Annotated in this window: 18 protein-coding genes and 1 pseudogene; 10 read left to right on the top strand and 9 right to left on the bottom strand. The window is 67.3% G+C overall.

Annotated features, from left to right (window positions below):
- The first annotated feature begins 29 nt into the window (after positions 1-29).
- The 4 genes from NIBR502770_RS16750 (at position 30) to NIBR502770_RS16765 (ending at position 5,106) form a co-directional block, all read left to right on the top strand.
- The gene (locus NIBR502770_RS16750; protein ID WP_141182700.1) at positions 30-1,127 is read left to right on the top strand and encodes an ABC transporter ATP-binding protein; all 1,098 of its coding nucleotides are present in this window, start codon (positions 30-32) and stop codon (positions 1,125-1,127) included.
- Positions 1,124-2,908 (top strand): iron ABC transporter permease, encoded by a 1,785-nt coding sequence (locus tag NIBR502770_RS16755; RefSeq protein ID WP_141182701.1) that lies wholly within the window; start codon positions 1,124-1,126, stop codon positions 2,906-2,908. Before NIBR502770_RS16750 ends, NIBR502770_RS16755 begins: the two co-directional genes overlap by 4 nt.
- Before the next feature lie 32 nt (positions 2,909-2,940).
- Complete coding sequence (locus NIBR502770_RS16760; RefSeq protein WP_141182702.1) at positions 2,941-4,059, top strand: ABC transporter substrate-binding protein; 1,119 nt, start codon at positions 2,941-2,943, stop codon at positions 4,057-4,059.
- Between the two features lie 81 nt (positions 4,060-4,140).
- A complete protein-coding gene (locus NIBR502770_RS16765) occupies positions 4,141-5,106 on the top strand; it encodes a serine hydrolase (protein WP_141182703.1) in 966 nt (321 codons plus the stop codon).
- Between the two features lie 40 nt (positions 5,107-5,146).
- Here the strand turns inward: NIBR502770_RS16765 and NIBR502770_RS16770 are convergent, their stop codons facing one another.
- Positions 5,147-6,052, bottom strand: coding sequence for a LysR family transcriptional regulator (locus NIBR502770_RS16770; protein WP_018772062.1), 906 nt, complete (start codon positions 6,050-6,052; stop codon positions 5,147-5,149).
- Between the two features lie 128 nt (positions 6,053-6,180).
- Between NIBR502770_RS16770 and NIBR502770_RS16775 the strand changes: the two genes are divergently transcribed.
- Positions 6,181-7,323: a PrpF domain-containing protein gene (locus NIBR502770_RS16775; RefSeq protein WP_141182704.1), complete on the top strand. Its 1,143-nt coding sequence runs from the start codon at positions 6,181-6,183 to the stop codon at positions 7,321-7,323.
- A 56-nt stretch (positions 7,324-7,379) separates the two neighbouring features.
- Positions 7,380-8,690 (top strand): C4-dicarboxylate transporter DctA, encoded by a 1,311-nt coding sequence (dctA, locus tag NIBR502770_RS16780; protein WP_141159015.1) that lies wholly within the window; start codon positions 7,380-7,382, stop codon positions 8,688-8,690.
- Positions 8,691-8,912: 222 nt separating this feature from the next.
- Here dctA and NIBR502770_RS16785 read toward each other — a convergent pair whose 3' ends face one another.
- The 7 genes and pseudogenes from NIBR502770_RS16785 to NIBR502770_RS16815 all read right to left on the bottom strand — a co-directional run.
- Positions 8,913-9,095: a hypothetical protein gene (locus NIBR502770_RS16785; RefSeq protein ID WP_141182705.1), complete on the bottom strand. Its 183-nt coding sequence runs from the start codon at positions 9,093-9,095 to the stop codon at positions 8,913-8,915.
- Complete coding sequence (locus NIBR502770_RS16790; protein WP_141182706.1) at positions 9,095-10,468, bottom strand: NtaA/DmoA family FMN-dependent monooxygenase; 1,374 nt, start codon at positions 10,466-10,468, stop codon at positions 9,095-9,097. The genes NIBR502770_RS16785 and NIBR502770_RS16790 overlap by 1 nt, the downstream gene beginning before the upstream one ends.
- A 10-nt stretch (positions 10,469-10,478) precedes the next feature.
- Positions 10,479-11,537, bottom strand: coding sequence for an LLM class flavin-dependent oxidoreductase (locus NIBR502770_RS16795; RefSeq protein ID WP_141182707.1), 1,059 nt, complete (start codon positions 11,535-11,537; stop codon positions 10,479-10,481).
- Positions 11,534-12,370, bottom strand: a complete 837-nt coding sequence (locus tag NIBR502770_RS16800; protein ID WP_141182708.1) for a DUF1684 domain-containing protein — start codon at positions 12,368-12,370, stop codon at positions 11,534-11,536. Before NIBR502770_RS16800 ends, NIBR502770_RS16795 begins: the two co-directional genes overlap by 4 nt.
- Complete coding sequence (locus NIBR502770_RS16805) at positions 12,367-13,425, bottom strand: transporter substrate-binding domain-containing protein (RefSeq protein WP_141182709.1); 1,059 nt, start codon at positions 13,423-13,425, stop codon at positions 12,367-12,369. The genes NIBR502770_RS16800 and NIBR502770_RS16805 overlap by 4 nt, the downstream gene beginning before the upstream one ends.
- 9 nt (positions 13,426-13,434) lie before the next feature.
- Positions 13,435-14,244, bottom strand: coding sequence for an amino acid ABC transporter ATP-binding protein (locus tag NIBR502770_RS16810; RefSeq protein WP_141182710.1), 810 nt, complete (start codon positions 14,242-14,244; stop codon positions 13,435-13,437).
- Positions 14,244-15,170: pseudogene (locus NIBR502770_RS16815) on the bottom strand (amino acid ABC transporter permease); the annotation flags it as partial. The pseudogene NIBR502770_RS16815 and the gene NIBR502770_RS16810, both read right to left, overlap by 1 nt.
- A 379-nt stretch (positions 15,171-15,549) precedes the next feature.
- On the opposite strand from NIBR502770_RS16815, the gene NIBR502770_RS16820 reads away from it, so the two are divergent.
- From NIBR502770_RS16820 to NIBR502770_RS16835, 4 genes are all read left to right on the top strand, one after another.
- Positions 15,550-17,487, top strand: coding sequence for an FAD/NAD(P)-binding protein (locus NIBR502770_RS16820; protein WP_141182711.1), 1,938 nt, complete (start codon positions 15,550-15,552; stop codon positions 17,485-17,487).
- 4 nt (positions 17,488-17,491) lie between these two features.
- Complete coding sequence (locus NIBR502770_RS16825) at positions 17,492-18,022, top strand: GNAT family N-acetyltransferase (protein ID WP_141182712.1); 531 nt, start codon at positions 17,492-17,494, stop codon at positions 18,020-18,022.
- A gap of 47 nt (positions 18,023-18,069) precedes the next feature.
- Positions 18,070-19,842: a helicase HerA-like domain-containing protein gene (locus NIBR502770_RS16830; RefSeq protein ID WP_141182713.1), complete on the top strand. Its 1,773-nt coding sequence runs from the start codon at positions 18,070-18,072 to the stop codon at positions 19,840-19,842.
- Positions 19,843-19,997: 155 nt separating this feature from the next.
- Entirely contained in the window at positions 19,998-20,990 is a 993-nt protein-coding gene (locus tag NIBR502770_RS16835; protein ID WP_210411344.1) for a hypothetical protein, read from the top strand.
- A gap of 130 nt (positions 20,991-21,120) precedes the next feature.
- Here NIBR502770_RS16835 and NIBR502770_RS21580 read toward each other — a convergent pair whose 3' ends face one another.
- Complete coding sequence (locus NIBR502770_RS21580) at positions 21,121-21,504, bottom strand: endonuclease domain-containing protein (RefSeq protein WP_246857303.1); 384 nt, start codon at positions 21,502-21,504, stop codon at positions 21,121-21,123.
- Between the last annotated feature and the right edge of the window lie 447 nt (positions 21,505-21,951).

Here is a 21,951-nt window from a genome sequence, read left to right on the forward strand (position 1 = left end):
ACCGGAAAAACCCAGCCAAGGAATCAGCCATGAAAATCAGCATTCAAAACCTGCAGCTGAAGTACGGAAGCTTCACTGCCATCGAAAACCTCAACCTCGACATTGAAGACGGCGAGGCCCTGGTCCTCCTGGGCCAGTCCGGTTGCGGCAAGACCAGCACCATGCGCTGCATCGCCGGCCTGGAAGAGCCCACCTCGGGGCGGATCATCATCGACGACGTGGTGGTGTTCGACTCCGAAAAAGGCATCAACCTGCCCCCGAACAAGCGCAACGTCGGCATGGTCTTCCAGTCCTACGCGGTATGGCCGCACATGACGGTGGCCCAGAACGTTGCCTACTCCCTCAAGCAGAAGAAGCTTTCCAAGAACGAAATCGATGAGCGGGTCATGGAGGCCCTCACGCTGGTGGGCCTGGAGCCCTACGCCGACCGCGGCGCCAGCCTGCTCAGCGGCGGCCAGATGCAGCGCGTGGCCCTGGCACGCAGCCTGGTCATGCGGCCGAGCGTGCTCATGCTCGACGAACCGCTCTCCAACCTTGACGCCCGCCTGCGTGACCGGCTCCGGGTTGAACTGCGTGAAATCCAGCTCCAGCTGGGGCTCACCTGCGTGTACGTCACCCACGACCAGCACGAAGCCTTCGCCCTGGCAGACCGCATCGCCCTGCTCCAGGGCGGCCGGATTGTGCAGATGGGAGCCCCGCAGCACATGTACGAGGCACCCGCCAGCGCGTCAATCGCCCACTTCCTCGGTGTTTCCAACATCATGGACTGCACCCCGGAGGGCACCGCCGCCGGGTCCACCACCGCACGCATCACCAACAGCGAGCTCACGGTCCAGTCGGCGCAGCAGGCCGGCGATGCCGGCACATCCCCCAAGGTGTGCATCCGGGCCGAGGACCTGCAGATCACCGCCATGCCCACCGAACACCCCAACTCATGGCCGGGGACAGTACGCGTGGCAGGGTTCCAGGGGAACGACATCCGGTACGCCGTCCAGCTGGAATCCGGGCCCGAACTGGACGCACTGGGCGGACTTCGCCGCGGCGAACAGCACAAAGTGGGAGACCGCGTGTGGGTGACCGTCAACCCCCGCGAAGTCCAGATCCTCCCGGCTGAGGTCCTCGCATGAGCCTCAAGACCACCGAGGCGGCCACCCGCGCCGACGCCCGCCTCGCACCCATGCCGGCGCCCCGGGACTACCGTGCAGCCCGGACCCTTTCGGGCCTCCGGAAGAACACGCCGGGCCTGATCGTCCTGGTCATCCTTGGTGTCCTCATCGTCCTCCCCCTTGCCCTGGTGTTGCTGGCCGCGTTCTCGGACAGTGTTCCCCGGCCGGGCAGCATCTCCCTGGGCGGCCTGACGCTGTCCAACCTGGCCCTGCTGGCCACGCCGGAAGCACTCGGGGCCCTGGTCAACTCACTCATGGTCGGCGCCGGCTCGGCGCTCATCGCCCTCCTGATCGGCGCCTTCCTGGCCTTCGTGTGTGCCCGCTCCGATGCGCCGTGGCGGAAGTTCATCTTCTTCATCGGCATGGCGCCGATGTTCATCCCCGCACTGGTGGGTGCCCTGGCCTGGTCGCTCCTGTGCTCGCCCAGCGCCGGCTACATCAACATCTTCCTCCGTGACCTGGGCATTGACGCCGCCATCAACATCTACAGCCTCCCGGGCCTGGTGTTCGTGCTGGGAATCTTCTACGCCCCGTACGCCTTCCTGCTGCTGCACAGCTCACTGTCCATGATGAACGCCGACCTCGAAGAGGCCGCCACCGTCCACGGGGCGCCCCTGCGCACCATGCTGCGGACCGTCACCCTGCCCCTGGCCCTTCCCGCCATCCTGGGCTCCGCCGTCCTGGTCTTCGCCTTGACCATGGAGAACTTCCCGGTGGCCCAGGTCATCGGCAACCCCGCCGGCGTGGACACGCTGCCCACCTACATCTACCGCCTCATGAGCGCCACGCCCGCCAAGAGCAACCAGGCGGCGAGTGTCGCCGTGATCCTGACCGTTGCGCTGATGGCCGTGACCCTCATCCAGCAGCGCATCATCAACAAGCGCAAGTTCACCACCATGACCGGCAAGGGCAACCGTCCCCGCCAGGTGCCGCTGCGCAAGATGCGCTGGCCCTTCACGATCATCGCCTTGGCCTACTTCGCGGTGTCCGTCGTCCTGCCGATGCTGGCCCTGCTGGCCGCTTCGATGCAGGCCACCCCGTTCGTGTCCTCGATGTCGCAGCTGCTCGAAGCCAACTCCCTTAGCTTCGCGAAGCTGATCGAGGTCCTGGGATCCAACGACTTCCAGCTCGCCCTGAAGAACAGTGTCCTGGTGGCCCTGATCGCAGCCTTCGCCGGCACCACCCTCAGCTTCATCGCCTCCTACATCCGGTACCGCACCAAGTCCAAGGTGGGGCGGCTGATTGAACTGGTGGCCATGACCCCCCTTGCCGTCCCCGCCATCGTGATGGGCATCGGACTGCTCTGGACCTGGCTGCTGCTGCCGCTGCCCATCTACGGCACCCTGGCGATCCTCGCCGTCGCCTGCGTGGCCGTGTTCATGCCGCAGGGCTACCGCGGCGTCTCCGCGTCAATGCTCCAGATGGACCAGGACCTCGAGGACAGCGCCGTGATGCTCGGCGCCGGGCGCACCAGGTCCGTCCTGGACGTGACCCTGCCCCTGATGCGGGTGGGCATCATGTCCTCGTTCCTGCTGTTCCTCATGCTCTCCATGCGTGAGCTCAGCGCCTCCATCTTCCTCTTCACCTCGAACACCCGGATCCTGTCCATCCTCGTGTTCGACAACTTCGACAACGGCCAGAGCCAGGCAGCTGCCGCCGTCAGCGTCCTGTACTGCCTCGTCATCGGAATCCTCGCCGTCATCGCCCAAAAAGTCGGCGGCGAACGCAAGACCAAGAACTGACCTCACACCCACCTTTGAAAGGGACACCCTCAATGAAGTTAGCGTCCAAACTCCCCGCCCTCACCGCCGCCGGAGTGCTCCTGGCCCTCAGCCTGACCGGCTGTGGAAGCGCCGCCCAGAGTGCCGGCGTAGTCACTGCCACCGCAGCCGTGAACACCGACAACGGACTGGTGATCAATGGCGAATCCATCGCGGACAAGGACATCTATGAGAAGGCCAAGACCCAGACCCTGTCCCTCTACTCCGGCTACACCGATTCCTCGGAAAGCGCGCTGGTGGACGCCTTCACCAAGGACACCGGCATCAAGGTCAACGTTGTCCGGCTCACCCCGAACAAACTGTCCGAACGCGTTCTCTCCGAGCAGGGTGCCGGCAAGCTCAGCGCCGATGTCATCCGCACGTCCGACTACCGGATTGCCAAGTCCATGGAGGATGCCAAGGTCTGGAAGGCCTATGACGTCCCCGGCGCCTCCGCACTCAAGGACGTCTCCGTGGACGGCGGCCAGTTCACCCGCATGTTCAACTCCGTCTACACCCTGGGCTACAACACCCAGCTGGTGAAGGAAGCCGACGCCCCCAAGTCATGGGCGGATGCCGTCGGCGGCAAGTGGCAGGGCAAGCTGGGCATCGTCCAGGGCGGCTCGGGCGGCAGCACCGCTGCGCTGAACCGGTTCATGGAAACCAAGATGGGCGGCGACTACTTCGCCAAGTACGCTGCGCAGAAGCCCAAGATCTACGACTCCCTGGGCGCTGAAGCCACGGCCCTGGCCCGCGGCGAAGTGGCCGTGGGCACGGTCACCATCAGCGGCACCAACATCTCGGCCGTCCAGGACAAGGCTCCGGTCAAGTTCATCGTCCCCGAGGAAGGACTCGTCTCGTACGACTACTACCTGGGCATGACGGGCACCGCCACGAACGTGGAAGCCGCGAAGGTCTTCATGAACTACAACCTTTCCAAGCAGGGCCAGCAGGTCTTCGCGCAGATCGGTGAATACCCGGTCCGCACCGACGTGGCACCGCCCACCATCATGGGCGTAACCCTCCCCGCCGTCGATTCCGGCAAGGTCTACCGCATGCAGAACAGCGACGCCACCACTTACGGCAAGGACGACCTGGCCAAGTGGAACCAGGTGTTCGGCTACACCAAGTAACCCCGAAATCCCGCGCCTGGGGACCCGGCCTCCGCCGGGTCCCCAGGCTTTTTCGTTCCACACCATCCACCAGGAGGCCCCGTGACCGCCGCCCCGGACATTTCGATGCCCCGGAACACCACGTCCCTGCTGGTCCTCCAGGACGGCAGCACCGTCGTCGAACTCGGCGACACCACCCGCGCCAGCTACATCGCCTCCGTCCGCAAAAGCCTGCTCTCGATCCTTTTCGGCATCCAGGTGCACGCCGGCACGGTCAGCCTCGACGCCACACTCGATGAGCTCGGTGTTGATGATGTGGGCGGCCTGCTGCCCATCGAGCGGACGGCGCGGCTCCGTGACCTCCTGACCTCGCGCTCGGGGGTCTACCATCCGCCGTCCAGCCCGGGCAGTGACGAGGATGCTTTCCCTGCACGTGGCACAAAGGCGCCCGGGCAATATTTCGTCTACAACAACTGGGATTTCAACGCCGCGGGCGCCATCTTCGAGAAGGCCAGCGGCCTGACCGTCTTCGAAGCGTTCCAGAAACACCTGGCCGGTCCGCTGGGGTTCGACGACTACGACCCCACACGCCAGCGCATGCTCGGGGACACCCGAAAGTCCGCCTTCCCTGCCTACCATTTCTTCCTCTCCGCCCGGGACCTGGCCAAGATCGGGATGCTGATGGCAGCCGGCGGCCAGTGGGAGGGACGGCAGCTTGTCCCCCGGGAGTGGGCCACGGACAGCGTGGCCACCCATGTCAGGCGCGCAGACATGGCGCCGTCCACCGGTTTTGGCACCTGCGACTACGGCTATCTGTGGTGGCTCCCCCGGGAATCCGGCCCGCAGTGGCAGGGGGCGTTCCTGGCCGCGGGCAACTACGGCCAGTTCCTGCTGGTCCTGCCGGCGATCGGGAGCGTCATTGCGCACCGGCGCTTCGTCAGCGACAGCTTCGCCGTCGCCCGGAACACCCCCACGGCAGCTGCCTCGACGGCAGGCCCCGCTCCGGTGACCCACGCCGACTTCATGGACCTTGCCCGGGCTCTGGTTGCCGGGCCCCTGGCCCGGTAGGCGTCAGGAAAGGCACCGTACGACGGCGGCACCCTCCTTGTCAGGAAGCCGCGCCCTTGGCGATGGACCGGAACACCTTGGTGGCCTGCTGCGCGGCGGGGCTGAGCCGCCGGTTTGCCAGGTGGGCCAGGAGGATCCGGCGCTTCGGGGACCCGGCGAGCGGGACCGCCACGACGTCGGGGCGCAGGGCCGTCAGGGCCAGCCTGGGTGCCAGGGCGATCCCGATGCCGGCCGCCACCATGCCCTGTGTCTCCTGGTAATCGTTGGCGGCGAAGGCGATCCGCGGTTCGAACCCGGCGTCGCGGCATACCCGGCTGAGGACGTCGGCCACGGGGTGCTCGTCGCGCACCACCCATTCCTGGTCGCTCAATGCGCCGATGCGGACCGAGCCCAGTTTCGCAATGGGGTGCTCCCGCGGGACCAGCAGCACTGTTGGATCGTTGGTCAGCCTGACCAGGGCGAGGTCGGGGTCCTCGATCTGCTGCCAGGGATAGTCCCACAGCAGGGTCAGTTCGATTTCCCGCCGCCGCAGCCGTTCCAGCAGGCCGTCCCGGCGGGCGCTGACAACCGTCACTGCCACCTCGGGGTGGCGGGCGCGGAACGCCAGCACCACGTCGGGCATCAGGGAGGCTCCGCCGGTGGGAAAGGTTCCAAGCCGGAGCTGGCCGCGCCGAAGGCCCGCGAACTCCCCCATTTCGGCGCGGGCAGCTTCCACGGTCCTGTCGATGTCGTCGGCGTAGTGCAGCAGGGCGTGCCCCGCCTCGGTCAGGACCACGCCCCGGGGATGGCGCTCGATGAGGACCACGCCCATCTCCTGCTCGAGTTTGGCTATCTGCTGCGACACCGCCGAGGTGGTGAAGGAAAGGGCGGCAGCAGCAGAGGTCAGGGAGCCGGAACGGCCCACCTCGCGGAGCACGTGGAGCCGGTGGAGGTCGAGGATTGCCATGCACTGAGTTTAGCAAAAGTAGATAGTCGTCCATTTATTTGCGATTGTGCTGAAGGCTCCCATCCCGGATCGTAGAAGTACAAGGTGCTGTGAAGTAGAGCACCTGCAAGTTACGAGGGAGAAATACAGTGGGACTCAAAGGACATTGGTACCGGGGCGGCACCAGCAAGTGCTGGCTCTTCGATGCCAGGGACGTGGCCCTCCACGCCCCCACCCGCGAGGAAATCCCCGCACTGCTGTCAGCCGCATTCGGCGCAGCGGACGCGCGGCAGCTGGACGGCGTCGGGGGCGGAACGTCCACCACGTCCAAGGCTGCGGTCATCTGGGCAACCCCTGGTGCCGAGGCAGACCTCGACTACCTTTTCGCCCAGGTGGGGATCGGTGACCCCACCGTTGAGCTGGGTTCCAACTGCGGCAACTGCGCCACCGCCATTGCCCTGTTCGCAGTCCAGACGGGCATCGTTCCCGCCCGGGACGGCATGACCAAGGTCCGCATGCGCCACGTCACTTCCGGTGCCGTGCTGAGCGGATCGGTTCCCACCCCGGGCGGACACATTCCCAAGTCCGGCCTGGCCCGGGTTCCGGGCAGCAGCGCCGCCGGTGTTCCTGTCAGCCTCTCGTTCCATGGCCCCTGGGGCCAGAACACCGGTGCACTCCTGCCTACCGGCAACACGGTGGACGAGCTCCAGGTCAACGGCCGGACCCTGGCCGCCACGATGGTGGACGCCGGCGCCCCTGCCGTGCTCCTGGCAGCCGACCAGGCCGGCGTCGATCTTTCCTCAATGACTGGCAACCTCACCGCCCAGCTGCCGGACCTCATCGCGGCACGGGCATCAGCCGGCCTCATCATGGGGCTGCGGAAGCCTGAGGATCCGCCGCAGAACGCCGTCCCGAAAGTCGGGGTGGTGGCTCCTGCAGGCGACTACACCGCCGCGGACGGAACAACCATCACCGCCGGCAGCCACGACGTGCGGGTGCGGATGCTGTCCATGCTGGCACCCCACCCGGCCATCGGCCTGACCTCAGCCGTGGCAGTTGCCCTGGCATCCTCGCTGCAGTCATCGGTCGTAGCCAACGCAGCAGGCCAATCACCATCCACCGGCACCGGAACTCCCCGCTTGCTGCGGGTCGGGACGCCCGCCGGCGTGATCACCGCCGAAATCATCACCGATGACACCGGCAACGTCAGCGAAGTGGCCCTCCACCGGGCAGCCCGCCACATCGCCACCGCAGATATCGACGTGGCCCTGGCCGCCGAGCTGTCTGCCTAACACCCCTATCTCTTTGCCCCATCATTAAGGGGCCGCACCAACCAGGAAGTTGTTCAATGAAGATCAAATCCATCCTCGGACACCTGTATGTCCAGGTACTCATCGGAGTCGCCCTCGGCGTCGTTGTAGGCGCACTGTGGCCGGACCTCGGCTCGTCCCTGAAGCCCATCGGCGACGGATTCGTGAAACTCGTGAAGTTCATGATCGCCCCCATCGTGTTCTGCACCATCGTCGGAGGCATCACCTCCCTGCGGGACACCAGGAAGGTGGGGCCCACCCTGATCCGTTCGCTGGGCCTCTTCTACGCACTGACCGCACTCGCCCTGGCCCTGGGCCTGGCCGCGGTGACGCTGTTCCAGCCCGGCGCCGGGATGCACATCGATCCCGCGCACCTGGACTCTTCGGTGGCGCAGAAGTACACCACGCAGCTGCCCAGCAGCAACCCCGTGGACTTCATCCTCAGCATCATCCCCACCACCTTCGTGGGCGCCTTCGCGGACGGTGAAGTCCTGCCCGTGCTGGTCATTGCACTGCTGTGCGGCTTCGCCTTCAGCAAGCTCGGCGCACCGGGCCAGCTGGCGCTGAACGTGGTCAACAGCTTCAACAAGCTGCTCTTCATCATGTTCGGCTACATCATGAAGGTGGCTCCGCTGGGAGCCTTTGGGGCCATGGCCTTCACCGTTGGCAAGTACGGCGCCCACTCCATCGGAAACCTCGGCATGCTGATCCTTGCCTTCTACGCCGCCTGCATCGTCTTCGTGGTGGTGGGCCTGGGCATCCTGGCCAAGGTGACCGGCTTCAGCCTCTGGCAGATCCTGCGCTACTTCAAGGATGAGTTCCTGATCGTCCTGGCCACGTCCTCCAGCGAACCGGTCCTGCCGCGCCTGCTGTCCAAGCTTGAAAGGATCGGCTGCGACCGCAGCGTTGTGGGGCTCGTGGTCCCCACCGGCTACTCCTTCAACCTGACCGGAACGGCCATCTACCTCACCCTCGCCTCCATGTTCATCGCCCAGGCCTGCGACATCCACCTCAGCTGGGGCCAGATCCTGCTGATGCTCGGCATGATGCTGCTGACCTCCAAGGGTGCGGCCGGCGTCACGGGCAGTGGTTTCGTGGCCCTGGTGGCAACCCTGACGGTCATGCCCACCCTGCCGGTGGCCGGCGTGGCCCTCATCGTTGGCATCGACCGTTTCATGAGCGAGGCCCGTGCCCTCACCAGCACGGTTTGCAACATCGTCTCCTGCGTGGCAATCGCCAAGTGGCAGGGCGAGCTGGACATGGGCAAGCTCCGCTCCGAACTCCAGGCGGGCTTCGTGCCCACCGAGGCGGAGAAGGTCCAGCTGGCCGAACCGGCCCTGGCCCACTAACCGGCCGGCAGGCCACCACCCCCAGTGTTTGCCCGGGATCCCAGCAGGGGTCCCGGGCAAACCCTTGCAAGGGGGACTACTTCACAACCCCTACGGAAAGGACCCGGAATGAGTGAGCGCCAAACGGAGCAGGAAACGTCAGAAGACTGCGACGCCGGCACGTGCTTCTACTGCCAGAGCCCGGAAACCGACTAGGTCCCAAGGAGAGGCGGGGCGGCCGGCCTACAGCCACTGCTCCCACACCGTCAGCTGGAGGGTGACGGTCCCGGGCGAACCAGCCCCCACAGCACCAGCCCCCACGGAAGGTTCGACGGCGGCACCCGCCGTGCCGCCGTCGTCGTCCCGTCCGGCAAAACCAGCCTTCCCGGCAATGCCGGCCCAGGCGGCAAAACCTGCCCGGCGCATCAGGCGCGGACCGCCTCAACAGCCCCGTCAGGCAAGCGCACCGGCGTTTCCAGCCCGAGGTGCTCGCGGAGGGTGCTGCCCCGGTATTCAGTGGGGTACACGCCGCGTTCCTGGAGTTCGGGGACCAGGTGGTTCACGATGTCGTCCAGGCCGGTGGGGATCAGCCACGGGGAAATGTTGAACCCGTCCACCGCGCCCACCCGCGCATACTCCGTCAGCTGGTCTGCCACCGCGGTATAGGAGCCGGTGAAGGTGGAATCGACCCGCGCCGTCTTCGAGGTGACGAACTGCCGGATGGACAGCCCCTTGTCCTTGGCCTCAGCCCGCCACTGGTCCGCCAGCTGCCGGGCCTTGGCGCCGTGGAAACCGCTGCCGCGGGTTTCAGACGTTTCCTCCACCACCGGATCGATCTCCGGCAGCGGGCCGTCCGGATCGTAGGAGGACAGCTCGCGGCCCCAGAACTGCTCCAGGTAGGCGATGGCCTGCTGCGGGCCGATCTGCAGGCTCCGCACCCACGCCTTCTTCTCGGCGGCTTCGGCGGCAGTGGGCGCCAGGATGAACTCACTGGCCGGCATGATTTGGACGGCATTGGCGCCACGGCCGGCGGCCACGGACCGCTCCACCAGGTCCTTCCGGAACTCCACGGCGTCGTCGAACTTGGGGTGGGCCGAGAAGATCACGTCCGCCTGCCGCGCGGCGAAGTTGCGGCCCTCCGGCGAATCCCCGGCCTGGAACAGCACCGGCCGGTACTGCGCACTGCGCGGCAGCCGGGGCGTGACGTCCACGGTGTAATGCTGCCCGTGGTGCACCACACGGCGGGCGGGACCGTCCGGCGTCTCCCAGGAATCCCAGATGCGCTTGGCCGTCTCCACGAAGGCCTCGGCGTGCTTGTACCGGTCGGCGTGGTCCAGGTAGCCGCCGCGGCGGAAGTTCGCTCCGGTCCAGGCGTTGTCAGTGGTCACGATGTTCCACGCCGCACGGCCGCCCGATATCAGGTCCAGTGAGGCGAGCCGGTGCGCCAAATCGGCGGGATCGTTGTAGGTGGTGTTCTGGGTGGCCACCAGGCCGATGTTCTTCGTCACCGACGCCAGGGCGGCGAGCATGGTCTGCGCATCCGGCCTGCCCACCACGTCCAGCGCGTGCGGGCGGCCCAGATGCTCCCGCAGGCGCAGCCCCTCGCCCAGGAAGAACGCGGCGAACAGGCCCCGCTCCGCCGTCTGGGCGATGCGGCGGAACGATTCGAAGTCCGTCTGGGAGCCCGATTCGGCGGCCTTCCAGATGGTGCCGGAGTTCACGCCCTGGAAGAAGACGCCGAACTGGATCTGGCCGCTTGGCGTGAAGGCCTCGGATTTGGCACGGGTGTGCTGTGTCATGGTTTTTCCCTTACTTTCCGGTGCCGGCTGCCGCGGCGGAGACGGTTGCATAGCGGCTGGCCGGGCGCTCCAGGCCCAGCAGGTCGCGGAAGGTGCCGTCCTGCACCACCGGGCGGAGGACTCCGCGGCTGCGCAGTTCCGGAAGGACCAGCCGGCCCAGCTCCTCGAGATCGACAAAAAGCGACGCCGGGTGCAGCCGCACGCCGTCGGCCGCCCTTAAAAGGTCGGACAGGAAGTCGGTGAGACCGGCTGCGGAACCTGCAAAAGCCGCCCGGCCGCCGTCGAACGCTGCATCCCTCGCAGCCGCAGCCTGCCCGCGGGCGTCCAGGACGACGTCGAGCTCGGCGATCACGGCAACGGACGCCCCCACCCGGGCCCGGACGTCGCGGACCTCGGCGGCCAGCAGTTCCGCTGCGGGCGCAGTCACCAGCACGGCATCCACTGCGTCCGCCGGAACTTCTCCGAGCAGGGACGCGGGAACCAGTACCGGCAACTGCCCCTGGAGCGGCCGCGGAATGATGGATGGCCCCTTGACGGAATAGCCCGCGCCGGAAAAATCGGCAGGCGTCTGGAAATCGACATAGTGCAGCTTGTCCACGTCGATGTACCGGCCGGTGGCAACATCGCGGATCACGGCGTCGTCCTCCCAGGAATCCCACAGGCGGCGGGACACCTCGATGGATGCGGCCGCTTCCTGCCCCAGCGCCTCGCCGGCAACGGAAGCACGGCCGACGGCGGCAGCCGCCCCAGGTGCGTCGGCGGCGGTGGCGATCCACCCGGCCCGGCCGCCGGACACGTAGTCCAGGCTGGCCAGCTGGGTGGAGACGTGGAAGGGCTCGGTGTAGACGGTGTCCACCTCCGGGACCAGCGCAATGGTGTGCGTCACCGGCCCGGCGAAGGCCGCCCGCTGCAGCGCGTTGGCGCGGCCCGGAGCGGGTGCGTCGGTGAAGGTTGCTGCATGGAAGCCCGCGGACTCTGCTGCCAGCACGGCCCGGGTGAGGTGCGCGCCGTCCCAGCCGGCGCCGTCGAGCTCGATCGCCAGGAAGCCCGGCTTTTCAAAGGTACTCACTGCTGGTCCTGACGTTCGTAGGGAGTCTTTTCGCCGGCTTCGATGGCCACGGGAAGCCGGTTTTCGGCCGGCGGCAGCGGGCAGGTGGCCAGGTCCGTGTAGGCGCACGGCAGGTTCACGGCCCGGTTGAAGTCCAGCACCACGGACCCGTCCGCGGCGGGCACCACCGAAAGGGAGCGGTTGGCCGCGTAGGTGGTCTTGCCGGAGGTCTGGTCGGTGAACAGCACGGACAGGGAGCCGGGCGCGTGGCCGTTGAACGCGGTCAGCGCCAGCTCCTGGCCGGCCAGCTTGAAGCGGATCTCGCCGGGTGCCTCGTAGACATGCTGGATGCCTTCCACGGCTGCACCCACGGTGGTGGGCCGCGGCGCCTCGAACGGCACGAAGGTCCCGCGGACGGCGTACGCAGCATCCGGGGAGTAGGCGGGCGTGCCCTGGTAGGCCTGCAACAGCGGGTTTTCGGGGTGACGCGGCCGCACGATGTACTCGCCGCCCCGCTTGGCCAGTTCAATGACGGTCTCGCCGGACACCAGGTTGATGCCGCCGCGTTCTTCAACGGGGCCAAACTCCAGCGACGCGCCGGCTTCCGTGTTCAGCTCCGTGCCGTCCTGCTGCAGGCTGTCACCCGGTTCCAAAAGGACGCGGACAACGTCGGCCGCCACGCTCCAGGTGCCCGGGGCGCCTTCCAGCCGGGTGGGTTCGCTGCCCAGCCAGTGCAGGTGGGTCACCGCCAGGAAGCCGTGCGGGTGGGCGCGCTGCTGTTCGTGGGCGGCGTGCCATTCCTGCCAGTCGGCGTCGAAGGACTCGAGGGCGGTTTCCGTGCGTACTGCGTTCATGATGCCTTCCCCGCCTGTGACGGAGCGGCCGTGGCGGTTGCCGGCGTGGCCGCGAAGTTTTCCGCTGTGATGGTCTTGGATTCCGGCAGGGCTTCCTCTGACAGGCCCCAGCGTTCCAGGACCTTCCCGTAGGAGCCGTCCCCGATGACCTCGTTGAGGGCCTCGGAAATCACCGGCGCCAGCCCGTTGCCGCGCAGCGTGGTGGCGGCCACCAGGGTCTCGGACGGCCAACCGGCGTTGACCTTGCCCACCACTTTCAGGTCGTCCCGGGTGTTTTCCCGGTACACGGTGGAGGGGTACGGCGCGATGTTCAGGTCCGTCCGGCCGGAGGAGAGCGCCAGGATGGTGTCGGCGTCGGAGGAGTAGTACTGCAGCGTGGCCGGGGCCTTGCCTTTGGCCTCCAGCTCCTTGTTCCAGGCCAGCAGGATCTTCTCCTGGTTGGTTCCGGAGCCCACGGAGACCTTCAGGCCGGAGATGTCGTCCGCGCCCTTGATGTCATAGGTGGCGGACTTCTTCGCCTCGAACCCCATGTACGCGGCCCGGTAGCTGGCAAAGTCGAACAGCTTCACCCGGTCCTTGTTCACGCCCACGTTGGAGAAGACGGCCTCGAAGTCGCCGGACTGGGTCTTCAGCGGCCAGTTCTCCCAGGACGTGACCTGCACGTCCAGCTCCAGGCCCAGCTTGTCCGCCACCAGCTGCGCGACGTCCAGCTCGGAGCCGATCGGCGTCTTGTCGTCCGTTGCGTGGAAGGACAGCGGGATGGAACCGGCCGTCGTGGCCACCGTCAGCTTGCCGTCCTTGCTGATCAGCGCGGGAACCTTGGCGGCGAGCGCCGCGTCCTTCTCCGCGCGGATCCGCTGCTGGTCCGGGGAGGTGTTGTAGACCACGCCGTTTCGGGCCGCCGTCGCCTGCGCCCCTCCGGTGGGGTTGCCGGCGGCGGAGGCGCCGGGGTCCGCGCAGCCGGCGAGCGCGGCTGAACCAAGGAGTGCCGTGCCGAGGAGTACGACGGCGGGACGCGCCGCGAGGGCGCGGCGGCGGCTGGTGGGGAAAGCCATGGGAGTTCCTTAGATGTTGAAGGCCGGTTCAAGCACCTTGGAGAAGAAGCTCCGGGTGCGCGGTTCCTGGGGGTTGCTGAAGATGTCCTGCGGGGTGCCCTGTTCCACGATCTGGCCTTGGTCCATGAACACCACGGTGTCCGCCACGTCGCGGGCGAAGCCCATCTCGTGGGTGACGATAATCAGCGTGGTGCCGGACTTGGCGAGTTCACGGATGACGTCCAGGACCTCGTTCACCAGTTCGGGGTCCAGGGCGGAGGTGGGCTCGTCGAACAGCAGGATCTTGGGGTCCAGGGCCAGCGCGCGGGCAATCGCCACGCGCTGCTGCTGGCCGCCGGAGAGCTGGCGCGGGTAGGCGTCAGCCCGGTCCTTGAGGCCCACCCGGTCCAGCAGTTCCAGGCCGCGGCGGCGGGCTTCCGCCTTGGAGCGGCCCTGCGCCACCACCGGCGCTTCCGCCACGTTCTCCAGCGCGGTCAGGTGCGGGAACAGGTTGAAGTTCTGGAACACCATGCCAATGTCGGTGCGCTGTTTCAGGATCTCCTTTTCCCGCAGTTCGTGCAGCCGGTCGCCGCGGACTTCGTAGCCCACCAGCCGGCCGTCGATGGTGATGTGGCCGCCGTCCACCTTCTCCAGGTGGTTGATGGTGCGCAGCAGGGTGGACTTGCCGGATCCGGAGGGGCCCACGATCACGGCTACTCCCCCGGGTTCCACGGTGAGGCTGACGCCTTTGAGGACTTCCGTGGGGCCGAAGGATTTGCGGACGCCGGTGATCTCCACCAGGCCGCGGGTGGCAGTGGGGGCGGTAAGGGTCTCAGTCATCAGAAGTTCCTCCGGGTGGGGACTGCCGCGTGGGTGGCGAAGAATTTGCGGGCCTTCTGCAGGGGCGTCAGCGGCAGGTTCCGCACCGCGCCCTTGGAGTAGTGCCGTTCGATGTAGTACTGGAAGACGCTCAGCACGGAGGTGATCACGATGTACCAGAGCGTGGCCACCAGCAGCAGCGGCAGGACCTGCTGCGTGCGGTTGTAGATGACCTGCACCGTGTAGAACAGCTCGGAGTAGGCCAGGACGTAGACGATCGAGGTGCCCTTGACCAGGCCGATGATCTCGTTGAACGCGGTGGGCAGGATGGCGCGCATGGCCTGCGGCAGGACGATCCGGGTGGAACGGCGCCAGGCCGGGATGCCCAGGGCGGCCGCGGCTTCCAGCTGGCCCTGGTCCACGGACAGGATGCCGCCGCGGATGATCTCCGCCGAGTACGCCGCCTGGTTCAGGGTCAACCCCAGCACTGCTGCCGCGAACTGGCTGATCAGTGTGGTGGTCTGGACCTCGAAGAAGCGGACATCGGTGAACGGGATCCCTAAGCTGATCTTCTCGTACAGGTAGCCCAGGTTGTACCAAAGAAGCATCTGGACCAGCAGCGGCGTGGACCGGAAGATCCAGGAGAAGGTCCAGGACACCGAGACCAGCAGCGGCGATGCGGACAGCCGCATCAGCGCCAGGATGAAGCCCAGCACGAACCCCAGGATGCCGGAGATGGCGGTCAGCTTCAGCGTTTCCACCAGCCCGTTGACCACCGACTGGGCGGTGAACCACTGCGCCACCACGCCCCACTCCCAGCGCGGGTTGGTGGCCAGGGACCACGCCACCGCCAGGACGCCGAGCGCGACGACGGCAGTCCCCACCCAGCGCCACGGATGCTTTGCTGCCACCACCCGGTAGGACGAGTAGTCCGGGGCCTTCCGGGCGGCCGCCCCATCTTCGGGCCGCCGGGTTTTCGGTGGCGTTTCCGCCGGCGGTGCCGGCTGGCTGTTGTGACTGCGCCACGGTCGTTGCTGCTGAACTCATGTGCCACCTCGCTTCTCGTCGTGGGATCCGGATGGGCGTTGCCCCGGGTGGGACCGTTCGGCCCCTTGCTGGCTGCAAATCTAGGACCGGCCGGAACGGCCCAGCAAGGCGGCAGGTTGCAATAGTTCACGGGGCTTCGTACGGCGTCATGAGTCGATTCTTTGCGTCCCGTAACGCGCCGTGACGCGGAGTTAACGGCCGTGACCAGGCGCTCGACCGCCGTCGTCACGGCTGCCTAGCATGGGCACTCAATCCCAGCCCCCACTGTCAGGAGCATCCATGCCAGCCACCATCCCGGCCATCGTCTTCATTGGCGGCGGACCGCGCACGGCCGGTGTGCTGGAACGGATAGCGGCCAACCGGCCTGACGTCTTCGCGGGCCCGCTGCAGATCCATGTGGTGGAACCGCACGTCCCCGGTTCGGGCCGGATCTGGCGGTACGACCAGGACCCCGGCCTCCTGCTGAACTCCATGGCGGAGGACATCACCATGTTCACGGACGAGTCGGTGGACTGCGCCGGCCCCGCCGCCCCCGGCCCCGGTTTGGCCGAGTGGGCCGCAGGCGTCCTGGATGCCACCATCATCGACGTGCCGGACTTCCCGCAGCAGCTGTGGGACCAGCTCCGCGCGCTGACGGGCAGCACCTTCCCCACCCGCCGGCTGCAGAGCCAGTACCTGGAGTGGTTCTTCCGCCGGGCCGCCAAGTCGCTGGGCCGCAGCGTGGCGGTGCACCGGACCACCGCCCTCGGCATTGCCGCTGTGGATGGCGGCCATGAGGTGGAGCTGGCCAATGGCCGGACGCTGCACGCAGACATTGTCGTCACCGCCCTGGGGCACACTGACTCCCGCCCGGACGCCGTCTCCGCCGGGTTCGCGGACTTCGCCGCCCGGCACGGCGGCTACCACGCGGCACCCAGCTACACCACCGACGTCGACTACTCCCCCATCGCCGCCGGGCAGGACGTGATCGTCGCCGGGATGGGCCTGGCGTTTGTTGACCTGCTGGTCCTGCTCATGGAGGGGCGCGGCGGCAGGTTCCAGGAAACGGACGACGGCGGGCTGCGCTACCTTCCGTCCGGACGGGAACCACGGCTGTGGGCAGGGTCGCGCCGTGGGGTTCCGTACCACTCCAAGATTTCCGCACCCCTGCGCGGCCAGGCTCCAGGGCCGCTGCGGTTCTTCACTGCTGGTGCCGTGGACGCCCTCCTGGACGCCCACGGCGAACTGGACTTCCGGCAGCACCTCTGGCCGCTCATTGCCAAGGAAGCAGGCTACTGCTACTACCGCGAACTCCTCACGGGCAGCCCGGAACGCGCGGCCATGGAATGGGAAGTGTTTGCCGCCCGTTATGCCGGGGTGGACTGGTACAGCGGCGAGCGCACGGACCTCGTGGCGGCTGCCGTGCCGGACCCGGGCCTGCACCTGGACCTGGAGCGGCTGGACCGTCCCTTCGACGGTGTCCACTTTGCCGGCCACCAGGAGCTGCAGGACGCCGTGGCCGGGTATATAGAGAACGATCTCTCTTTACGGGACGGCCCGGACCATCCGGAAACCCTGGCCCTGTTCCTGGCCCTGCTGCACGTGTACATGGAGGTGGGACGCGTGGTTCCGGCGGAACGCCTCAATGCCCGCTCGCAGCAGGTCATTCACGGCTGGTGGCACGGCTTTTTCAGCTTCGTGGATTCCGGTCCGCCGCCGCACAGGCTGCGCCAGATGCTGGCGCTGCACCGCGCCGGGGTGCTGCAGTTCCTTGGCCCCGGCCTGGAGGTATCCGCCGACGACGCCAGCGGGCTCTTTGTTGCTTCCTCCACGCAGTCGGGGGTGACCGTCACGGCCGCGGCCCTGATTGAGGCGCGGTTGCCGTCCACGTCCGTGGCCCGCTCGCTCAACCCGGTACTTTCTTCGCTGTATGACGGCGGCCTGGGCAGCGAACAGCAGCTGCTGACCTCGGACGGCATCCACTCCACCGGGAAGCTGCTGGTCTCTCCCGGGCACCACCTGGTGGACGCGGACGGCCGGGCGCAGGCAACCCTCTTCGGCGTCGGGCCGGGAACCTCCGGCTGGGGCGCCGGCGCCTTCGCCAGGCCCAACACCAACGCGGCGCCCTTCCGCGAGAACGATGCCCTGGCCCGGACCGTCCTCGGGGTTGCCCGGGACATCGCCTCCCAGGTGTCCGCCACAATGAGTCCAGAACCAGCCGCCGCCGGAAAGAACTAGCACCATGACCGCAGAGTCCGATCTCAAGCCCCGCCCCCTCGATCCCGCCAGGCTGTCGGTCCTCAGCCTTCCCATGCACGATCCGCGGGTCCGGCCGCTCCTGGACGAGCTCGCCGTCGAATATGACACCCGCTACGGGGACCTGTTTGGCCGCGGGGCCGCGGCAGAGGAACTGAACCGCTACCCGGCGGCCGAATTCGAGGGCCCGCACGGCGCCCTGCTGGTGATCCAGGAAGACGGCGAGTCAATCGCCGGCGGCGCGTTCCGCCGGTACGACCCCGCCACGGCGGAACTGAAGCGGATCTGGACGCACTCGGCACACCGCCGTCGTGGGCTGGCACGCCTGGTGCTCGCCGAACTCGAGGCGCTGGCCGCCGCCCGCGGCTACACCAGGCTGTACCTCACCACCGGTCCACGGCAGCCGGAGGCCAAGCACCTCTACCTGAACACCGGCTACCAGGCGCAGTTCGATCTCGACGCCGACCCGGAAACCATCGGGCCGCTGGCCTTCACCAAGGACCTGCCGAAAATTTGAGTGCCCGGCCTGCCCGCCAGATGGGGTGACGCCGCTAAGCTGGCGCCATGGCCACGAAAACCACAGCAGAGAAGCTTGCCACCATCCAGCAGGGCTACACGCTGGAAGGCGCCACCATCGAGTTGGGAGCCGCCATCATCGACGGCGAACTCCACAAGGACGCGCCGGTGCGGCTGCCGCTGGCCATGATGAACCGGCACGGGCTGGTGGCCGGGGCTACCGGTACCGGCAAAACCGTCACGCTGCACATGATGGCCGAGCAGCTGTCCACGGCAGGCGTGCCCGTGTTCCTGGCCGACATCAAAGGTGACCTTTCCGGCCTGGCGACGGCCGCCGTCGGCAGCGACAAATTGAAGGCCCGCACGGACAGCATCGGCCAGCCGTGGCAGGGTAAGACGTTCCCCGTGGAATTCCTCGCGCTGGGCGGCGACGGCAACGGCGTCCCGGTCCGCGCCACGGTGACCTCCTTCGGTCCCGTCCTGCTTTCGCGCATCATGGAGCTGAATGACACGCAGGAATCCAGCCTTCAGCTGGTCTTCTACTTCGCGGACAAGAACGGCCTGGAGCTGAAAGACCTCAAGGACCTCCGCGCGGTCATCCAGTTCCTCACCTCGGACGAGGGCAAGGACAAGCTGGAGGAACTCGGCGGCCTGTCCAAGGCAACCGCAGGCGTGATCCTGCGGGAGATCGTGAACCTGGAGGCGCAGGGGCTGGAGAAGTTCTTCGGTGAGCCGGAATTCGATACGGCCGAGCTGCTGCGCACCGCCCCCGACGGCCGCGGCGTGGTCACCTGCCTGGAACTGCCCACCCTGCAGACCAAGCCCATGCTGTTCTCCACCTTCCTGATGTGGCTGCTGGCAGACCTGTTCGAGGACCTTCCCGAGGCCGGCGACCTGGACAAACCCAAGCTCGTGTTCTTCCTCGACGAAGCACACCTGCTGTTCAACGGGGCCTCCAAAGCCTTCCTGGACGCCATCACCACCACCGTCCGGCTGATCCGGTCCAAGGGTGTGGGCATCTTCTTCGTCACGCAGACGCCAAAGGATGTCCCCGCCGACGTCCTGGGCCAGCTGGCAAACCGGGTCCAGCACGCCCTGCGCGCCTTCACCCCGGAGGACGCCAAAGCGCTCAAGGCCACGGTCTCCACGTTCCCGGTCAGCGACTACGACCTGGAAGAGACGCTGACGTCCGCGGGCATCGGCGAGGCCGTCATCACCGTCATGAACGAGAAGGGTGCACCCACCCCGGTGGCCCTCACCCGGCTGCGCGCCCCTGAATCCGTCATGGGTCCCAGCGAGGAAGCGCTGGTCCGGAGCACGGTGGCCGGCTCCGCCCTGCTCGGGAAGTACGGGACCACCGTGGACAACCCCTCCGCCTACGAGAAGCTCACCGGCAAAGCCGCAGCCCCCACGGGCCCGGCGGTCCCCGGGCCTGCTGCCGGCACACCTGCCCCGGGTGCACCTTCAACTCCGGGCACGTACGACGTGGACGCCGAGGCCCGCCGGATCGAGGAAGAAATCCTGGGCCGGCCCAGCAGCAGGCCAGCCCAGGCCCCGGAACCGCAATACAGCGAGCCCCAATTCGACGAAGCCCGGGACCCTGGGCCGCGCCAGTCCCGGGCCAAAGCGCCCCGGACGCGCCAACCGCAGCCAAGCCAGCCGGAGCCACAAGCCGGCGGCATGATGGGCGACCTTGGCGGCGTACTCGGCGGTGCCCTGGGCGGGGGGCTGAAGAGCATGGCGCGGTCCGTGGGCACGCAGCTGGGACGCGAACTGCTCCGCGGCGTGTTCGGAACGTCGTCCCGGCGCCGGCGCCGCTAACCCCGCCACCGGGGCCGCCGGAGGCAGGGTCCAAGGCGCTGGTGGGCGTTGTTCCGGCGCCCCGCCGTCGGGAGTTAACGGGTGCTGCCCGCCAGATTAGGGGGACACCAACTTTAGTGTGCGTCCGCACTGACGTTACTGTGTAGAACGTGCAGATGAGTCAAGCGTTGGTGAGGATCGCGGCCGGGTGGCTGCTGGGCCTCATGCTTGCCATCGCCGGAGCCGTGGTGGCCATCAATGTCGTGAACAATACCGTGGCCAGTCCGCAGCAGCCCGTCAGGGAATACCTGGACGCGCTGAAGAGCGGCGACGGCGGGCGTGCGCTGGGGATCCTGCGGGCGGCTGTCCCGCCCAGCAACGCCGCCATGCTGGATGGGCCAGGGCTGCAGACCTCCGCGTCCCGCGTCACGAATGTGGATATCGGCGATCCCGAGGAACGTCCGGGGAACCAGGTCATGGTCCCGATGGAATACACCATCGACGGCAGCCGGCTGCACACGGAGTTCCTGCTGCAGAAGACCGGTACCGAGTGGCTGTTCTTCAACACCTGGGCATTCGTCCCGTCCCGCCTGCCCACCGTCGATATCACCGTGGTCAACGGCAACGAGGCGGTGCTGAACGGCGTCCCGGTGAACATGCCCAACGGCCGCAATTCCTTCGCGGTCTTCTACCCGGGCGAGTACGAGGCCTCCCTCAACGGGCAGTACTTCTCGGCTCCCGCCACCCGGGCCACGGTCACCGCCAAGGACGCGCCCGTGGCGCCACTGAACCTGCTGACCCAGGCCACGGACAAGCTGAAGAACGATGTCGCGGCCAAAATCAGGGAATTCCTGGACGGCTGCGCGGCCCAGGCCGTCAAGGAACAGAAGCTCCAGCCGGACTGCCCCTTCTACTACGCCAGCAACAACCGGGTCCAGGACGGCACCATCAAGTGGACCGTCACCGAATACCCGGGCGTCTCGGTGGAACCCTTCGACGGCCGGTGGGTGGTGTCCCCGCTGGACGGCAAGGCCAAGGTCGAAGCGCTCCAGCAGAACTCCTTCACCGGCGCCTGGTACCCGCTGGACGCCGAGGTGGACTTCAGCTTCACCACCCGCCTCGACGTGGCCGGTGACACGGTCAAGGTCACCCCGCAGCTGAGCTTCTAGCCCCCTCCCCTACCCGCCGCGTCACACCAGGCACGCTTTCAGCAGTGGCGCAGGACGCAGCCCCTGAGTTCGCGGGGTTGCGTCGGCGCAAGGAACGCAAAAACCTGCTCCGCGTGACGCCGCAGGCAAGTTAGCGCCGCCGCTGCAGGACAGCCAGCACCTGCTCCACCATCGCCTGCGGCCCGTACACCACGTCGACGTAGTAGTAGCGGAGGGCTGTATATCCCTGGAGGACCGACTCATTGTTTCGGCGATGATCCTTTTGAACCTGTTTCCACTCCGCGTGGTGCCTCCCGTCCAGTTCAACGACCGGCCATCCGTCCAGCAACAGATCCACATACCCCACCCGCTCCAGGTACACCTGCGGCTGCACCTGGATTCCCGCTTGCCGGAAGTATGTGCGTGCCAGCGTCTCGAGGAGGGAATCCGCCCCGCTATCCACCCAGTCCAGGACCGCATTGGTCTTTTCGTTGCGTTTTCCCGGCAAGCGCCGGCGCAGGAAATCAACAGTCATGTCGCCGCGGGTTACGGCGCACTCCACCATAACCAGCGATCCCGCGAAAGACAGGCATCGAAGCGCGTGGATCAGCACATCAGCCAGGGCGGCCACAGGCTGGACCCGGGAGGGTGGCAGCAGGAGCCCGGAATGATGGATTGCATCCCCACCGACCGCCTCCTGCCGGCGGTGGTAGACGTGGCGTTTTCCGTCCGAGGGCAGCGACCACAGGCTATATGCAGTCGCAGCGCTGGAACACGTCAACAACTCCCGGTTTTGGAGCACGGCAACCAAGTCCGGAGGCGCCGTCGGAAGCGCATACAGGCCCCGGTCCGGTTGCAGGACCCCCGCCCGTACCGCCCTCCTGAGGGCGGCGTCATCCACTCCCAGCCTGGCCAGGGCGGGTCTCCGTGCGGCTCCGCCGCAGACTTCCAAGGCTCTGAGGGCATCCACCCGGCCATGGTG

The sequence above is a fragment of the Pseudarthrobacter sp. NIBRBAC000502770 genome, from assembly GCF_006517815.1.
Classification (GTDB): domain Bacteria; phylum Actinomycetota; class Actinomycetes; order Actinomycetales; family Micrococcaceae; genus Arthrobacter; species Arthrobacter niigatensis.

Excerpts from the sequence above, each read along its gene's own strand:
- NIBR502770_RS16750 (WP_141182700.1), top strand. The coding sequence starts at position 30 with ATGAAAATCAGCATTCAAAACCTGCAGCTGAAGTACGGAAGCTTCACT.
- NIBR502770_RS16755 (WP_141182701.1), top strand. The coding sequence starts at position 1,124 with ATGAGCCTCAAGACCACCGAGGCGGCCACCCGCGCCGACGCCCGCCTC.
- NIBR502770_RS16760 (WP_141182702.1), top strand. The coding sequence starts at position 2,941 with ATGAAGTTAGCGTCCAAACTCCCCGCCCTCACCGCCGCCGGAGTGCTC.
- NIBR502770_RS16770 (WP_018772062.1), bottom strand. The coding sequence starts at position 6,052 with ATGGCAATCCTCGACCTCCACCGGCTCCACGTGCTCCGCGAGGTGGGC.
- dctA (WP_141159015.1), top strand. The coding sequence starts at position 7,380 with ATGAAGATCAAATCCATCCTCGGACACCTGTATGTCCAGGTACTCATC.
- NIBR502770_RS16785 (WP_141182705.1), bottom strand. The coding sequence starts at position 9,095 with ATGCGCCGGGCAGGTTTTGCCGCCTGGGCCGGCATTGCCGGGAAGGCT.
- NIBR502770_RS16790 (WP_141182706.1), bottom strand. The coding sequence starts at position 10,468 with ATGACACAGCACACCCGTGCCAAATCCGAGGCCTTCACGCCAAGCGGC.
- NIBR502770_RS16800 (WP_141182708.1), bottom strand. The coding sequence starts at position 12,370 with ATGAACGCAGTACGCACGGAAACCGCCCTCGAGTCCTTCGACGCCGAC.
- NIBR502770_RS16805 (WP_141182709.1), bottom strand. The coding sequence starts at position 13,425 with ATGGCTTTCCCCACCAGCCGCCGCCGCGCCCTCGCGGCGCGTCCCGCC.
- NIBR502770_RS16810 (WP_141182710.1), bottom strand. The coding sequence starts at position 14,244 with ATGACTGAGACCCTTACCGCCCCCACTGCCACCCGCGGCCTGGTGGAG.
- NIBR502770_RS16820 (WP_141182711.1), top strand. The coding sequence starts at position 15,550 with ATGCCAGCCACCATCCCGGCCATCGTCTTCATTGGCGGCGGACCGCGC.
- NIBR502770_RS16825 (WP_141182712.1), top strand. The coding sequence starts at position 17,492 with ATGACCGCAGAGTCCGATCTCAAGCCCCGCCCCCTCGATCCCGCCAGG.
- NIBR502770_RS16830 (WP_141182713.1), top strand. The coding sequence starts at position 18,070 with ATGGCCACGAAAACCACAGCAGAGAAGCTTGCCACCATCCAGCAGGGC.
- NIBR502770_RS16835 (WP_210411344.1), top strand. The coding sequence starts at position 19,998 with ATGAGTCAAGCGTTGGTGAGGATCGCGGCCGGGTGGCTGCTGGGCCTC.
- NIBR502770_RS21580 (WP_246857303.1), bottom strand. The coding sequence starts at position 21,504 with ATGACTGTTGATTTCCTGCGCCGGCGCTTGCCGGGAAAACGCAACGAA.